This is a genomic window from Aeromonas sp. R7-1 (assembly GCF_040908115.1).
In the GTDB taxonomy this organism is placed as follows: Bacteria; Pseudomonadota; Gammaproteobacteria; order Enterobacterales; family Aeromonadaceae; genus Aeromonas; species Aeromonas caviae.
Map to the genome: position 1 here is coordinate 24,017 of NZ_JBFODD010000053.1, position 14,131 is coordinate 38,147.

General features: G+C 63.3%; 12 protein-coding genes. 7 read left to right on the forward strand and 5 right to left on the reverse strand.

Annotated features, from left to right (window positions below; translation table 11 throughout):
• Positions 1 to 137: 137 nt before the first annotated feature.
• From truA to dedD, 4 genes are all read left to right on the forward strand, one after another.
• Entirely contained in the window at positions 138 to 947 is an 810-nt protein-coding gene (truA, locus tag AB5Y51_RS15045; protein WP_104453075.1) for a tRNA pseudouridine(38-40) synthase TruA, read from the forward strand.
• 119 nt (positions 948 to 1,066) lie between these two features.
• Positions 1,067 to 1,930 (forward strand): acetyl-CoA carboxylase, carboxyltransferase subunit beta, encoded by an 864-nt coding sequence (accD, locus tag AB5Y51_RS15050; protein ID WP_010675139.1) that lies wholly within the window; start codon positions 1,067 to 1,069, stop codon positions 1,928 to 1,930.
• A 2-nt stretch (positions 1,931 to 1,932) separates the two neighbouring features.
• The gene (folC, locus tag AB5Y51_RS15055) at positions 1,933 to 3,192 is read left to right on the forward strand and encodes a bifunctional tetrahydrofolate synthase/dihydrofolate synthase (RefSeq protein ID WP_368178682.1); all 1,260 of its coding nucleotides are present in this window, start codon (positions 1,933 to 1,935) and stop codon (positions 3,190 to 3,192) included.
• A gap of 179 nt (positions 3,193 to 3,371) precedes the next feature.
• Positions 3,372 to 4,178: a cell division protein DedD gene (gene dedD / locus AB5Y51_RS15060; protein ID WP_069785214.1), complete on the forward strand. Its 807-nt coding sequence runs from the start codon at positions 3,372 to 3,374 to the stop codon at positions 4,176 to 4,178.
• Positions 4,179 to 4,283: 105 nt separating this feature from the next.
• On the opposite strand, the gene AB5Y51_RS15065 is transcribed toward dedD, so the two are convergent.
• The 4 genes from AB5Y51_RS15065 to AB5Y51_RS15080 form a co-directional block, all read right to left on the reverse strand.
• Entirely contained in the window at positions 4,284 to 4,628 is a 345-nt protein-coding gene (locus AB5Y51_RS15065) for a TusE/DsrC/DsvC family sulfur relay protein (protein WP_039038798.1), read from the reverse strand.
• 122 nt (positions 4,629 to 4,750) lie between these two features.
• Positions 4,751 to 6,892, reverse strand: a complete 2,142-nt coding sequence (gene yccS / locus AB5Y51_RS15070; protein ID WP_323891010.1) for a YccS family putative transporter — start codon at positions 6,890 to 6,892, stop codon at positions 4,751 to 4,753.
• Positions 6,893 to 7,156: 264 nt separating this feature from the next.
• Positions 7,157 to 7,813, reverse strand: coding sequence for a Bax inhibitor-1/YccA family protein (locus AB5Y51_RS15075; protein ID WP_010675134.1), 657 nt, complete (start codon positions 7,811 to 7,813; stop codon positions 7,157 to 7,159).
• 163 nt (positions 7,814 to 7,976) lie between these two features.
• On the reverse strand, positions 7,977 to 8,915 hold the full coding sequence (locus AB5Y51_RS15080; protein WP_041215878.1) for an AraC family transcriptional regulator: 939 nt from the start codon (positions 8,913 to 8,915) through the stop codon (positions 7,977 to 7,979).
• Between the two features lie 130 nt (positions 8,916 to 9,045).
• Between AB5Y51_RS15080 and AB5Y51_RS15085 the strand changes: the two genes are divergently transcribed.
• The 3 genes from AB5Y51_RS15085 (at position 9,046) to AB5Y51_RS15095 (ending at position 12,743) form a co-directional block, all read left to right on the forward strand.
• Positions 9,046 to 11,202 carry a TonB-dependent siderophore receptor gene (locus AB5Y51_RS15085; RefSeq protein ID WP_368178683.1) on the forward strand — a complete coding sequence of 719 codons (2,157 nt, stop codon included), beginning with the start codon at positions 9,046 to 9,048 and terminating at the stop codon, positions 11,200 to 11,202.
• A gap of 97 nt (positions 11,203 to 11,299) precedes the next feature.
• Positions 11,300 to 12,346, forward strand: coding sequence for an alpha/beta hydrolase (locus AB5Y51_RS15090; protein ID WP_368178684.1), 1,047 nt, complete (start codon positions 11,300 to 11,302; stop codon positions 12,344 to 12,346).
• A gap of 193 nt (positions 12,347 to 12,539) precedes the next feature.
• Positions 12,540 to 12,743: a DUF6719 family protein gene (locus AB5Y51_RS15095; protein ID WP_353933824.1), complete on the forward strand. Its 204-nt coding sequence runs from the start codon at positions 12,540 to 12,542 to the stop codon at positions 12,741 to 12,743.
• A gap of 104 nt (positions 12,744 to 12,847) precedes the next feature.
• On the opposite strand, the gene prpF is transcribed toward AB5Y51_RS15095, so the two are convergent.
• Positions 12,848 to 14,047 carry a 2-methylaconitate cis-trans isomerase PrpF gene (prpF, locus tag AB5Y51_RS15100; RefSeq protein ID WP_368178685.1) on the reverse strand — a complete coding sequence of 400 codons (1,200 nt, stop codon included), beginning with the start codon at positions 14,045 to 14,047 and terminating at the stop codon, positions 12,848 to 12,850.
• Between the last annotated feature and the right edge of the window lie 84 nt (positions 14,048 to 14,131).

A 14,131-nucleotide genomic window follows, 5' to 3' on the forward strand; every position in this document is an offset into this window, starting at 1 on the left:
GGGCAGCCCGCGGGCTGCCCTCTCTCTTTGGGGGCCCCGCACCGTGGCCTCGCCCGGTCTGGGACTTTTGAGCCCGAGCGCGTATAATCCGCCCCGTTTCTTTCACTGCATCCTTTCATCAGAAGACACCGTTACCCATGCGAATTGCCCTTGGTATTGAATATGACGGCAGCCGGTACTTCGGCTGGCAGCGCCAGCGCGAAGTGATCAGCGTCCAGGAGGAGCTGGAAAAAGCCCTCAGCCGCATCGCCAACCACCCCGTCTCCATCCAGTGTGCCGGTCGCACCGATGCGGGGGTGCATGCCACCGGCCAGGTGATCCACTTCGATACCGAGTCGAACCGCGCGGAAGGCGCCTGGACCCTGGGGCTCAACTCCAACCTGCCCCCTGACATCGCCGTGCGCTGGGTCAGGGAGGTGGACGAGCATTTCCATGCCCGCTTCAGCGCCACCGCCCGTCGCTACCGCTACGTCATCTACAACCACAACTACCGGCCGGCCATCCTCGGCAGTGGCGTCAGTCACTACCACGAAACCATTGATGCGGATCTGATGCATAAGGCCGGCCAGAGCCTGCTGGGGGAGCATGACTTCAGCACCTTCCGGGCCGTCGCCTGCCAGTCCAACACTCCCTGGCGCAATGTGACCCACCTGTGTGTCAGCCGTTCCGGCCCCTACATCGTGCTCGACATCAAGGCCAACGCCTTCCTGCATCACATGGTGCGCAACATCACCGGCTCCCTGCTGCTGGTGGGGCAGGGGCTTCAACCGGTGGAGTGGATTGCCGAGGTGCTGGCGGCGAAGGATCGCAACCTGGCGGGCCCGACCGCCAAGGCGGGCGGCCTCTATCTGGTGGATGTGGATTACCCGGCCGAATTCGGGTTGCCCCGGCCGCCCCTCGGCCCGCTGTGGCTGCCGGACTCGGCACCGGGTACGACCAGTTTTTAGTAACTGGGCCCGAAAATTTGTGGTTTAATGATCCGTCGTTTATTGCCATCGAGCCGTTAAGTCATTGAACAATCAAGGCTCGATGTGTTTTGTCAGGCACAAATGCATTAAGGAATTCCATGAGCTGGCTTGAGAAGATCCTTCCCAAGAGCAAGATCACCACACCGCGTCGTCACAACATTCCGGAAGGGGTGTGGACCAAGTGTACTGCTTGCGAACAGGTGCTCTACCGGGCAGAGCTGGAGCGCAATCTCGAAGTGTGCCCCAAGTGTGACCATCATATGCGCATCAGCGCACGTGCCCGTCTCGAGAGCTTCCTCGACGCAGAGGGACGCAGCGAAGTCGCGGCCGAGCTGGAGCCGCAAGACATCCTGAAATTCAAGGATTCCAAGCGCTACAAGGATCGTTTGTCTGCCGCCCAGAAAGAGACGGGCGAGAAGGATGCGCTGGTGGTGATGAAGGGCACCCTCAAGGGGGTACCGGTCGTCGCCTGTTCATTCGAGTTCTCCTTCATCGGGGGCTCCATGTCCTCCGTGGTCGGTGCCCGCTTCGTGCGCGCCGTCGAGGAGAGCATCAAGGAGGGCCGCGGCCTGGTCTGCTTCTCCACCTCCGGTGGTGCGCGGATGCAGGAAGCCCTGTTCTCCCTGATGCAGATGGCGAAGACCAGTGCGGCCCTAGATCGCCTCACCAAGGCGGGCCTGCCCTTCATCTCCGTGCTGACCGACCCCACCATGGGTGGCGTCTCCGCGAGTCTGGCCATGCTGGGTGACATCAACGTAGGCGAACCCAAGGCGCTGATCGGCTTTGCCGGCCCCCGCGTCATCGAGCAGACCGTGCGCGAGAAACTGCCGGAAGGCTTCCAGCGCTCCGAGTTCCTGCTGGAGAAGGGCGCCATCGATCTCATCATCGACAGGCGCGAAATGCGCAACCGTCTGGCCGGTCTGCTGGCCAAGCTGATGAACACTCAGGTCATCGAAGACTGAAGATGAGTTCACACATGCAACAATCCCAAAGCCGGTCGCTGGTCGACTGGCTTTCTTATTTGGAGCAGATCCACCCGGCCAACATCGACATGGGGCTGGAGCGGGTCGGCACTGTTGCCCGCCGCATGGGCCTCACCGAACTGCCGTTCAAGGTGATCACGGTGGCGGGCACCAACGGCAAGGGCTCCTCCTGCGCCATGGCGGCCAGCATCCTGATGGCCGCCGGCTACCGGGTCGGTGTCTACTCCTCCCCCCATCTGCTGCGCTTTACCGAGCGGGTGCGCGTCAATGGCCAGGAGCTGGCCGATGGCGATCACTGCGCGGCCTTTGCCGAGGTGGAAGCCGCCCGGGGCGACATCGCCCTCACCTTCTTCGAGTTCGCCACCCTGGCAGGTCTGTGGCTGTTTCGCCGCGCCGCGCCCGATGTGCTCTTGCTGGAAGTGGGGCTGGGGGGGCGGCTCGATGCCACCAATGTGGTGGAATCGGACGTCGCCCTGATCACCTCCATTGCCCTGGATCACTGCGACTGGCTCGGGGATACCCGGGAGGCGGTGGCGGTGGAGAAAGCCGGCGTCTATCGCAAAGATAAACCCGCCATCAGCGGGGAGCCCAATCCGCCGTCGACCATCGCAAGCGAAGCGGCGCGCCTTGGCGCCTGCCTGCGTCAGGTCGGCATCGATTTTCGTGGTGACGAGCATGAAGGCGACTGGGATTATCACGGCCTGCACCACTGGTCGGGATTGCCCAAACCGGCCCTGCCGCTGATGAATGCGGTCACCGTGCTGGCGGCCCTGGAGTCCCTCGGTCTGCCATTGGCGGAGTCCGCCATCCGCGACGGCCTGGCCAATGCCCGCCTGGCTGGCCGGATGCAGCAGTTGCAAACCTCGCCGCTGGTCATCGTCGACGTGGCCCACAATCCCCACTCTGCGGCCTATCTCGCCAGCCAGCTGCGTCAGCGCCCCGGCAAGGGCAAGCGCCGCGCCGTGGTTGGCATGCTCAAGGACAAGGACATGGCGGGGTCGCTGGCCGAGCTTGACGGTCTGATTGACGAGTGGTTCCTGGCAAGCCTCCACGGCCCGCGCGCGGCCACGGCCGACCAGTTGGCGACGGCCCTTGGCAGCGGCCGGGGCGCGGCGCTCACCTTTGCCTGCGTGGGGGATGCCTACGGCGCCGCCTTGGCCGCATCGAGTCCTGACGATATGGTCATTGTGTTCGGCTCGTTTTACACTGTCGCCGACGTACTGGCTCTGGGCTCGGTCTGAGCCGTTCGCTCCCCTGGCTCCGTCAACGTGACGACGGGCCGGGTTTTGCACTGGATAATCCCCTTTCAGGCCAAGTGGGTGGCGAGGGACCCGGCTTCGCCAGCCGGCGTGAGGGGAGGCGTTCTTTGCGAAGTGTGCAAGATTGCAATGGATCCTAAGTAACATGGGTGGAAATTAACTTGGCTTCGAAGTTTCAAAACAGATTGGTGGGGACCGTCATCCTGGTCGCCCTGGTGGTCATCTTTCTGCCGGACCTGATGGACGGCAACAAGCTGGAGCAGAAGGACGAGGCCTTCGCCAAGATCCCCCTGCGTCCGGAGCTGGAGCCCGCCAAGCCTGCGCTTCAGGTCTCGGCGGCGAGCACCCTGCCGGCCGAGCATCTGGCGAGTCAGCAGCAGGCCTCTGCCGCGACCCAGTGGCAGGTAGAGGAGATTGGCGATACCGTGACCCTGGCCAATCAGGGGGGAGCCAATCCAGCGGGAGCAAGTCAGGCTCCCATCACCCAGCAGCAGCCGGTACAGGCCGTGGCGCAACCCAAGCCCCAGCCCAAACCCGAGCCCAAGCCGGAAGTGATCGCCAAGAAACCGGTGGAGCAGCCCAAACCCAAGCCGGTGCCAACCAAGCCGGTAGAGGTGCAAAAACCGGTGGAGGCCAAGCCACAGGCGGGCCAGATCAAGACCATGGATGATCTCATCGCGAGCAAGATGGCCCAGCCGACTACGGCACCGGCGGCAGCAGCCCCGGCTCAGGGGAGCTGGATCCTGCAGCTTGGCGCCTTCAAGAATGCAGACAGCGTCAATGCCCTGGTGAGCAAGCTGAGGGCGGCGGGCTACTCGGCCCAGACGTCGCCGAGAACCCCGGTGCAGGGGCAGATCAACCGGGTCTTCATCGGGCCGGATGTCTCCAAGGCCAAGTTGCAGGGCATGCAGAGCCGGATCAGCCAGATGACGGGCTTGAGCGGCTCCGTGGTGGCATACAACCCCTGACAGGACGATGAAATGAAAAGACCGCGCCTCATGGCAACATGGGCGCGGTCTTTTTTTGTGTCCAACACGGGAGAGGCAGTGTGGCTATCGGGCTGCCGAGGAGGACTAGATGCACTTCACCGGCTTGGGGAGGCCTGCGATCTTGGTGGCCTGCTTGGCGGGGCCTTCCGGGAATAACTTGTAGAGGTAGCGGCTGTTGCCCTTCTCCGGGCCGTACTGCTTTTCCATCGCCTTGACCAGGGCGCGGATGGCGGGGGAGGTGTTGAACTCCAGATAGAAGGCCCGTACGAAACGCACCACTTCCCAGTGGGGATCCTCCAGCACTATCCCCTCTTTCTCGGCCAGCACCAAGGCCAGCGCCTCGCTCCATTGCTCGCTGTGGCGCAGATAGCCCTGGGCATCGGTCTCGATGAGTTGGCCGTTGAACTGCAAATGGTGTGGCTCGGACATGACGCTTCCTCGAAAAGGCTATCTCAATGGGGCGGGCATGGTAGCGCCTTGCGTCCCGTCCGGCAACCGGAGCGACGCTTGGCGCCTGCCTCGGGCGGGACTGGCCCGGCGGCTATGGCTGGCTAGGTCCGGCCCTGACCTGTCAGCAACTGGCCATCGTTGGCGAGCATCAGCAGTTCGTCTGCCAACTGGCTGATGAGGGAGAGCTGCTGGCTCAGCATCAGCTGCTCCTCGCTGCTCTCCGGAGCGATGGTTGGACAGGCTCCCGCGAGCGGCGTCGGCATCTGCCCCGCCAAGTGACCGGCGGCCTGCTCCAGGGTCTGGCTGATGTGGCGGCTTATCTCCTCCAGCCCCTCGATGGGCTCGAGTTTGTCGCGATGGGCCCCGAGTGCCGAGATATAGGAGAGCAGGGCATGGTTGCGCCAGGTGAGAGTGAAGCAGAGATCCAGGAAGCGGCGGCGCTTGCTCGGCTCCACCAGCATGCTCTGCCAGGCCATGGCCAGCTCGCTGTCGGCGAGGTGGGCACACTTGCGGGCCACCCGGTAGTCCAGGGATTCATCCCGTTGGCGATGCAGGCTGGCGAGTACCGCCGAGAGGTACTTCGCATTGGCGGACAGGGAGTTGGCGATAAGGGTCGGCAACCGCTTGTATTGCCAGTCGGGCCAGAGCCAGGCCACCAGGGCGTAGGAGAGCAGGCAGCCGAGCAGGGTATCGAGCAGGCGGGGTCCGAGGATGGCGAAGCCGATACCATCCAGCAGGTTGAACGCCATCAGCACGTAGAGGGTGATGAAGCAGACGGCGGCGCTGTAGTTGCTGCGCACCTGAGTGAAAAACAGGAAGGCGGCAAGCCCCATGATCCCCAGTTGCAGGTGCAGCTCGGGGAAGAACCAGAGCACGGGCACGCCGATGAGGATACCGGCAAAGGTGCCGAGCATCCGCTGAACCAGACGACGGCGGGTGGCGCTGTAGCTCGGCTGGCAGACGAACAATACGGTGAGCAGGATCCAGTACCCCTTGTCCAGGTGAAACGCCTGCAGAATGCCATAGCCCACTACCAGCCCGAGGGAGAGCCGCAGGGCATGGCGAAACACCATGGAGTTGGGGGTCAGGTGCTGCCTGAGCAATGCCAGCAAGGGCAGGGCGACCGGCCGTGCCAGGGGAGGCAGGCTGGTGGGGGGGGCTGCGGGGTTTTGCAGCTCTTCGGCGCTTTGCAGCAACTGGTTGATGCTGGCCAGGTTGCGACGCAGGAACTTCATCGGTGTCAGCAGGGTCTTGGGGTAGTGCTGCTTGAGGTGGGTGAACTCCAGCTGATCGCCGAGGGCCTCCAGGGTCCAGTGAATGCGTTTGTGGTGGGTGTAGGGCTTGTGCACCAGGATGGCGTAGCCAAGCTGCTGACAGGCGTCGGCAAGCTGTGACAGCACCTCCTGGAAGCCGTCGAGGACGATGCCCTGCTTGAGCTCTGCTTCCAGCTTGCTGTAAGGGTAGTGGCTGGAGGTGGCCCGCTCCTGGATCTCTAGGGCAAGCAGGTAAAGGCGCAGCAGGCCCGCGAGCTCGGGGGCCACCCCGTGGCGGCCGGGGGCATGAAGACGGGCATTGAGCGCCGTCTTGGCCTGGTTCAGGGCATTGACCAGGTTGATGTTGAGCTGGGCCAGATTGTGGCGGATGGCCTGGGCGCCGTGTTCGTCGGCCGGGAAGAAGCGGGATTTCTCCTGCAAATAGCGGGCGAGGGCGAAGTAGCTCTGGGCCAGTTGCTCGTGCAGGGTCTTGTAGGGCAGCAGCCAGAGCCAGACCAGGGACACCAGGCCGTACCAGAGGGCCCCGGCGCACAGGGCCAGCGGCTGATAGAAGAGATCCGGCGCCTTGGCGGCCCCCAGCATGGTGTAGATGGCAATCAGCAGGGAGCCAAAGCTGATGGTGGCGTAGCGTTGGCCGAGGGCACCCACCATCACGAAGAGGAAGGTGGAGCCCGCGAGCCCGATGGCAAACAGCCAGGGGGTGGGGAAGAGATACTGTACGCACAATGAGGCAAACAGGAAGCAGAGCAGGGTCATGGCGAGGTTCTTGACCCGGCCCCAGAGGCTGTCGTCGGTCTCGGCGATGGCGCCGGCCACCACCCCGAGGGAGAGCAGCACGGTGAGCTGGATGTCACCGGTTGCCAGCGCGAAGGCGAGCAGCCCCGCGATGGCGAGCAGGACCTTGAGAGCGAAATAGATGTGGCTGTCTGTCAGCAGCCGGCGCAGCAGGCCGGAGAAATCCATCGGCATGCTAGGCACCACCCTTGAACGAAGTGAAATCGATGTGGCTGTCGGTCAGCAGACGGCGCAATAAACCTGAGAAGTCCATGGGCATGGGATGAAGGCAACCCTTGAGCGAAACGAAAGCGACAGCATAACCCGTCGGCAACGAAACGGCCCTGATTTGGATCAGGGCCACTTCGCTTCATATCCTTGATTTGCAACTTATCCTGACAGAAATGGGCGCCAATAAAAACCCCGCCGAAGCGGGGTCTTGTGCATATCAAGCATCCATCAGTTGCGGTTGCCGCCAAGCAGGCTCAGCAGGCTCAGGAAGATGTTGTAGATGGAGACATACAGGGTGACGGTGGCAGAGATGTAGTTGGTCTCGCCGCCGCGCACGATCTGTTGGGTGGTCAGCAGGATGGCGCCGGAGGAGAAGAGCATGAACATGGCGGACAGGGCCAGGCTCAGGGCGCTCATCTGCAGGAAGATGTTGGCGACCATGGCAACCAGCAGTACCCAGAACCCGACGAACAGCATGCCGCCGAGAAAGGAGAGGTCCCGCTTGGTGGTCAGGGCATAGGCAGACAGGCCGAAGAAGGTGAGCGCAGTACCGCCCAGCGCCGTCATCACGATCTCGCCGCCGCCGTTGTTCATGTACATGTTGATGATGGGGCCGAGGCTATAGCCCAGCAGGCCGGTCAGGGCGAAGGTGAACACCAGCCCCATGCCGTTGTCACGGTTCTTCTCGGTCAGGAACATCAGGCCGTAGACACCGATGAGGAACACGGCCCAGTGCAGGGGCGGCATGTTCATGACGGTTGCTACCCCGGCTACCACGGCTGAGAAGCCAAGAGTGAGGGAGAGCAGCATGTAGGTGTTGCGCAGCACCTTGTTGGTGTCGCGCACGGCACCCTGGGTGCCAGTGTAGATAGAACGGGTATCCATCTTGATGTCCTCTTGATTTCCGGGGTGAAGCGACCAAGTGTGCTTCGTTAACGCATTGTATGCACTGAATGTGTGGATGACGAGCGCTGATTTCAAGCTCCACCCCACCTGCGTGGTGCCTACTATCCCAGAGCAAAGATGTATTGCGCATGAACAAGGAGGCTCAAGGCGTTGCAGAGGGCGCCAGCTCCTGCTCTTTACCCTGTCTGGCGATCCGCGTCGGCGAGAAGCCGAACTGCTTTCTAAACGCCGTGATGAAATTGGCCACATGGTCATAGCCGGCGTGGGCGGCGGCCCCTTGCAGAGAGAGGCTGCGCGCCTCCAGCCTGGCCCGCGCTTCCTGCAGCTTTCGCTGGCGAAGGTAGCGCTGCAGGCTCATGCCCAGCTCTTTTTTTGCGGCTCGCTGCAAGGTGGAGACGCTCATGCCGAGGGTGGCCGCGATCTCGGTCAGGGTCATCTCGTCCACTTTTTCATCCCTGAGCAGCATCTTGAGGCGTGTCGGTTGCTCGTTCTGGCGTTGGCAGCAGGGGGAGGCGGCCTGCTGGAGGTGGGTCATCAGGCTCTCCCAGACACTGAGGGCAAAGGCCTTGCGCATCAGCATCTCGGAGGCGTTCTGGCTGCTGGTGAGATTGAGCGCTTCCGCAATCTGCCCAAGCGCCGCGGGCAGGGTCCAGTCGACGCGGCTCAGATGGCGGCTGAAGGTCTGTGCGAAAGCCTTGCGATGCGCCTGTGCCAGATTGTGGGCGAGCCAGGTGTGGTCCAGGGAGAGGACGATGCTGCGGCTGCGCACCTGGGCTTTGGCCGCCCCCTGCACGATGTCGGGCTCGGTATAGAGGATGGCGGTTGCCACTATGGGGTCGGACTCGTGAAAGCGGCACCCCTTGAGCCTGTGAGTGGCGCCATAGGTCATCAGGGCCCGGCTCTCGAGGGGAATGGCGATGATCAACTGCGGCGGCAACTCCCGCTCGGTGGCGAAGTCAGCCTTGTGAACGATGTCCTTGTTGTGAAAGCGAAGACCCTCCTGGATCACCAGGTTCTCCACCCTGCCGGTGAAGCGCCCCCGCTGGCGTGCGCTGGTATCCCTTGCCACTGTGTCAGTCATGTGCAATTTGACCATGTCGAAGAGTGAAATGACCACACCGCAAAACTGCGGCGGAAGATGGAGTGATATATTAGCCCCCGGAAAATTAAATGAAAATGATTATCATCTCTATCTTGGGGTCACTCTTACTATGGTTGTCTTGAAGGATAAAGCGCGAAGCCCGCTGGCTCTGGCCATCTCTGCCGCTCTGGCCGTCACCGTTGCCGCCCCGGCAGGGGCACAAACACCGGACATCAGCCCGGATGAAACCCTGGTCGTCTATGGCAATCCACTCTACGGGATGTCGCCGTCGGAGGAGACGGGAGGCTATGGGGTCGACTCGGCCACCGTCGGCACCAAGACGCCGGCGGCCCTCAAAGACATCCCCCAGTCGATCACCGTGTTGACCAACGACTACATCGAGGAGCGCAACTTCGTGGCGGTGGACGATCTGGCCAAGTACACGCCGGGTCTGCGCACCCTGGTCAACGACAGCGGTCGCTCCTCCATATTCTCCCGCGGCTATGAATACGACGAGGTGAACCTCAACGGCCTGCCATCGCCCATGCAGAGCAAGTACGGCACCCTGCCGTCGCTGGCGGCGGTGGATCGGGTGGAGATCATGCGCGGCCCCTCCGGCCTCTTCAACAGCACCAGCGAGCTGGGGGGCGTGATCAACATGGTGCTCAAGCGTCCGACCGACGCCTTCAAGGGCTCGGTCACGGCGCGCTATGGCAGCTGGGACAGGCATTACCTGGAGGCGGACATGGGGGGCGCACTCAACGACGAGGGTTCCCTGCGCGGCCGCGTCGTGGTGGCCAACGCCGACATCAAGAACCAGGTGGACTACAACAACAACGACAACGGTACCTACTACGGCACCCTGGAGTTCGATCTCTCGGATCGCACCCGGCTCTCCGTCTACGCCCTGCACCAGACCAAGGACATCCTGCCCACCAACGGCCTGCCGGCGTACAAGGACGGCTCCCTGCTCGACATCGGCCGCAGCACCTACCTGGGGTCGGCTGAAGACTTCTTCGACGCCGACACCACGGATATGGGGGCCTCGCTGCAACACGCCTTTGCCAACGGCGGGGTGGGTCAGGTCTCGGCCCGCTACATGGATCACGACATGCGGCTGGAGCAGACCTTCACCAACGGCCCCGTGGACGCGGCGGGCAACACCGGGCTGATGTTCAACGGCCAGGGGAACCAGCAGAAGAACATGGCCTTCGATGCCAACTACAGTCAGATGTTCGATCTGTTGGGGCACAAGAGCGAGTTTGTGCTGGGCTCCGACTACAAGCGCTACGAGTCGGACATCCAGACCTACACCAACCGCAACCTCGGCAAGATCAATGTGTTCGATTTCGACCCGACCCGGGTCGCCAAGCCGGACTACAGCTACACCAAGAATGATCATGAGGAGCAGTCGGAGCTCGGTCTGTATGGCAAGGTGACCTGGCGTCTGTTGGAGCCGCTCTCGGTGATCACCGGGGCCCGCGTCTCCTGGTACGATCTGGATGCCGTCAGCACGACCCTGAGTTCCGGAGCCCAGAGCGGCGAGTCCAGTGCGTTCAACGGCAAGCTCACCCCCTACGCGGGGGCCGTCTATGACCTGAGCGACGAACACGCCTGGTATGCCAGCTACTCCAAGGTGTTCAAGCCCCAGACCAGCCAGGACGAGAGCGGCAACCTGCTCAAGCCCCGGGAGGGCAGCCAGTGGGAAACCGGCATCAAGTCCTCGCTGCGTGACGGCCTGCTCAACACCCGGGCGACCCTCTTCCTGATGAAGGACGACAACATCGCGGCCCAGGCCTACGACGATCAGGGCATTGCCATCACCAACACCTACTGGGCCACCGGCAAGGTGGAGACGCAAGGGGTGGAGCTGGAGGCGAGCGGCTATCTCAGCCAGAACTGGATGGTGATGGCCGGCTATACCTTCACCGACATCGAGGAGAAGGCCGGGGATCACAACCCGAAATTCGACACCATCCCCCGTCATGCCCTCTCACTCTGGACCGACTACCACCTGGCCGACTGGGTGCAGGGGCTGCACCTCGGGGCCGGGATGACGGCGGTGAGCGACTACGGCTTCAACCAGAAGGGGGTCGAGACCCATCAGGGGGGCTATGCCCTGTTCGATGCGGCGGTGCGTTACGAGATCAACGACAGGATGCAGGCGACCCTGAACCTCTACAACCTGCTCGACCGGGAGTACTTCTACCGGGTCGGCTCCACCAGCACCTTCAACATGTACGGCGAGCCGGCGAACCTGATGGCAGGCTTCACCTACAAGCTGTAACGACCGACGACAGCAGGGTCTGCGGGCCCTGCTGCCGTCTCTGTGCGCCGCCCTACGGGGGATCCCCAAGGTTGGCGACACAATTCTGGTTCATCCCATGACAAGACTCATCATCCTGCTGCTCACCATGATCACATTCTCTTCTGCCCAGGCAGACATGCTCCACTACGCCCAGCGCTTCACCCACCATTCGGCCCTGCTGGGGGAGACGCGGCAATACAGCGTCTCTCTGCCCCAGGAATATGAACGCGAGCCCGGGGCTCGGTTCCCCGTGCTCTATCTGCTCGACGGGGAGAAGAGTCTGCTGGAGGTTGTCGGCATCACCCGGGCCCTGCGGGCCGGGCTCAATCCGGCGATTCCCCCCCTCATCATCGTCGCGGTCCACAACACCGACCGGATGCGGGATTACACCCCGAGCCACACCATGACCTTGCCCAATGGGTCACCGGCGGGGCCCGGCTATGCCGTGACGGGGGGCGGGCCCCGATTCCTGCGCTATCTGAGTGAGGAACTGCGCCCCCTCATCAAGGAGAGGTTTCGGACCCGGGCGCCGGCCCTGCTGGTGGGCCACTCCCTCGGCGGCCTGCTGGCACTCGATGCCCAGGCGCAAGATGGCGGCCAGTTCCAGGGGGTGATCGCCATCGACGCCAGCCTCTGGTTCGATTACCCCCGCAATTACGAGCGCATCGCGTCGGAGTTGACCGGGCCGCTCAGGCACGCCTCCTCGCTGTTTATGGCGGTGGCCAACAACCCCTTCACCCCGGGATTCGGGCGCTCCGAGTTTCACCGGGATCGCCTGCAGCAGTTTGCCCGGCAGGTGGTGGCAGCGCCCGGCGCAAACCTGAACGTCACCAGCCGCTACTTCGAGGAGGAGGATCACCACAGCGTCTACCACCCCGCCGTCTATCAGGGACTCCAGTGGCTGTTTCAGGGCTATCGGCTGGATCTGGCGCCCGGTCACTTCAGCCGACAGGGGGTGATCGCCCGCTTTGATGCCCTGAACCGCCACCTCGGCAGCGCACTGCGCCCGGAGCTGGGGAGCCTGCGGGACATCAGGGAGAAGGCCGTGCGCTGGCCGCAGATGGCGATCTCCGTGGACGAGGCCGATGCCCTACTGACCCACTACTACGGGTCGAAGCCGTGAAAAGCCGATATTTTTGCCTGTGTCTGGAATCGTCACAACGGCGCCGGAGACGGGTGTCGGTCCGGCGCCATCCCTGGGTAGACTGCCGAAACGAGGGGCGCTGGGTCGGTGCCCCGACAGAGGCAGGGAGTGAGCGATGGCGGTTGCAGGAAAGAGGGGAGGCATGCTGGCTCTGTGGTGCGGCGCACTCCTGATGTCGGGGTGCAGTGGGTTTGCGCCTGCGCCCATTCCCGTCACCTATCTGAGTCAGGATCCGCCCCCAGGCAGGCTGCCCCTTGGGGAGACCGCCTATGTGGATGACGGTCGCTGCCCACCCGGGCAGGTCAAGCGGCTCATCGGCGGGGACGCGAAGCACAATGTGCCAAGAAAGGTGGAGTGTGTGGCAAGACCGCAATGATGATGTGATTTTCACAGCCTGAAACATCCCAAAAAGAGCCCTGAGGCAGTCGCCTTGGGGCTCTTTTTGTCTGGCTGGCCTGGTCGGTGTGATGCCGCAGCGGGCTAGAAGGCATCTCCAGGGACCCGCACCCAGCCTTCCATCAGGATGCGGGCGGAGCGGGACATCACCGCCTTGGTGACCGTCCACTGTCCCGCTACCTGCTCTGCCTGGGCTCCGACTCTCAGAGTGCCGGAGGGGTGACCAAAGCGCACCGCTTCGCGCTCGCCGCCCCCGGCGGCCAGATTGACGAGGGTGCCGGGAATGGCCGCCGCCGTGCCGATGGCCACGGCGCAGGTGCCCATCATGGCGTGGTGCAGCTTGCCCATGGAGAGGGCCCGCACCAGCAGATCGATCTCGCCGGCAATAATCTCCTTGCCGCTGGCGGTGCGGTAATCCTTGGCGGGTGCGACGAAGGCAATTTTCGGGGTGTGCTGGCGAGTAGCCGCCTCTTCGGGGCGCTTGATGAGCCCCATGCGCAGGGCACCGGCAACCCGGATTGCCTCGAAACGGGCGAGCGCTTGCGGATCTGTGTTGATCGCCTCGCGCAGCTCGGTTCCCTCATAACCGATGTCCTCGGCGTTGACGAACACAGTGGGAATACCGGCGCTGATCAGGGTGGCTTTCAGCACGCCGCTCTTTACAACAGATGCGGGCACCTCCAGATCGTCCACCAGATTGCCGGTGGGGAAGAGGGCGCCGCCGTCTTCACCCTCGTCGGACGGGTCGAGAAACTCCAGTACGATCTCGGCGGCGGGGAAGGTCACCCCGTCCAGCTCGAAATCGCCTGTCTCCTGCACCTGGCCGTTCGTCACCGGCACGTGGGCGAGGATGGTCTTGCCGATATTGGCCTGCCAGATGCGCACCTCACAGGTGCCGCTCTCCGGGATGCGGGACGGGTCCACCAGGCCGGCGTGGATGGCGAAGGCCCCGGCGCCGGTGGAGAGGTTGCCGCAGTTGCCGCTCCAGTCCACGAATGCCTTGTCGATGGCGACCTGGCCGTAGAGGTAGTCCACATCGTGATCGGGTTGCTGGCTTTTGGAGAGGATGACGCACTTGGCTGTGGAGGAGGTAGCCCCCCCCATGCCGTCCATGTGGGCGCCGTAGGGGTCGGGGCTGCCGATGACCCGCAGGAAGAAGGCATCCCGTGCCGGGCCCGGCTGCTGGCAGCGCTCGGGCAGGTCAGATAAGCGAAAGAAGACCCCCTTGCTGGTGCCGCCGCGAAGGTAGGTGGCCGGAATTCTGACTTGTGGTATGTGGGCCATAGAGAGTGTCCTGAGAAGAGTCATAGATCCTGCTCCCTCTGGGAGAAGGTACCCGAAGGGCGGATGAGGGGGATTTCCCCTCAC

Coding starts and splice junctions, on each gene's coding strand:
- truA (WP_104453075.1), top strand. CDS start 138: ATGCGAATTGCCCTTGGTATTGAATATGACGGCAGCCGGTACTTCGGC.
- accD (WP_010675139.1), top strand. CDS start 1,067: ATGAGCTGGCTTGAGAAGATCCTTCCCAAGAGCAAGATCACCACACCG.
- folC (WP_368178682.1), top strand. CDS start 1,933: ATGAGTTCACACATGCAACAATCCCAAAGCCGGTCGCTGGTCGACTGG.
- AB5Y51_RS15065 (WP_039038798.1), bottom strand. CDS start 4,628: ATGTCCGAGCCACACCATTTGCAGTTCAACGGCCAACTCATCGAGACC.
- yccS (WP_323891010.1), bottom strand. CDS start 6,892: ATGCCGATGGATTTCTCCGGCCTGCTGCGCCGGCTGCTGACAGACAGC.
- AB5Y51_RS15075 (WP_010675134.1), bottom strand. CDS start 7,813: ATGGATACCCGTTCTATCTACACTGGCACCCAGGGTGCCGTGCGCGAC.
- AB5Y51_RS15080 (WP_041215878.1), bottom strand. CDS start 8,915: ATGACTGACACAGTGGCAAGGGATACCAGCGCACGCCAGCGGGGGCGC.
- AB5Y51_RS15085 (WP_368178683.1), top strand. CDS start 9,046: ATGGTTGTCTTGAAGGATAAAGCGCGAAGCCCGCTGGCTCTGGCCATC.
- AB5Y51_RS15090 (WP_368178684.1), top strand. CDS start 11,300: ATGACAAGACTCATCATCCTGCTGCTCACCATGATCACATTCTCTTCT.
- AB5Y51_RS15095 (WP_353933824.1), top strand. CDS start 12,540: ATGTCGGGGTGCAGTGGGTTTGCGCCTGCGCCCATTCCCGTCACCTAT.
- prpF (WP_368178685.1), bottom strand. CDS start 14,047: ATGGCCCACATACCACAAGTCAGAATTCCGGCCACCTACCTTCGCGGC.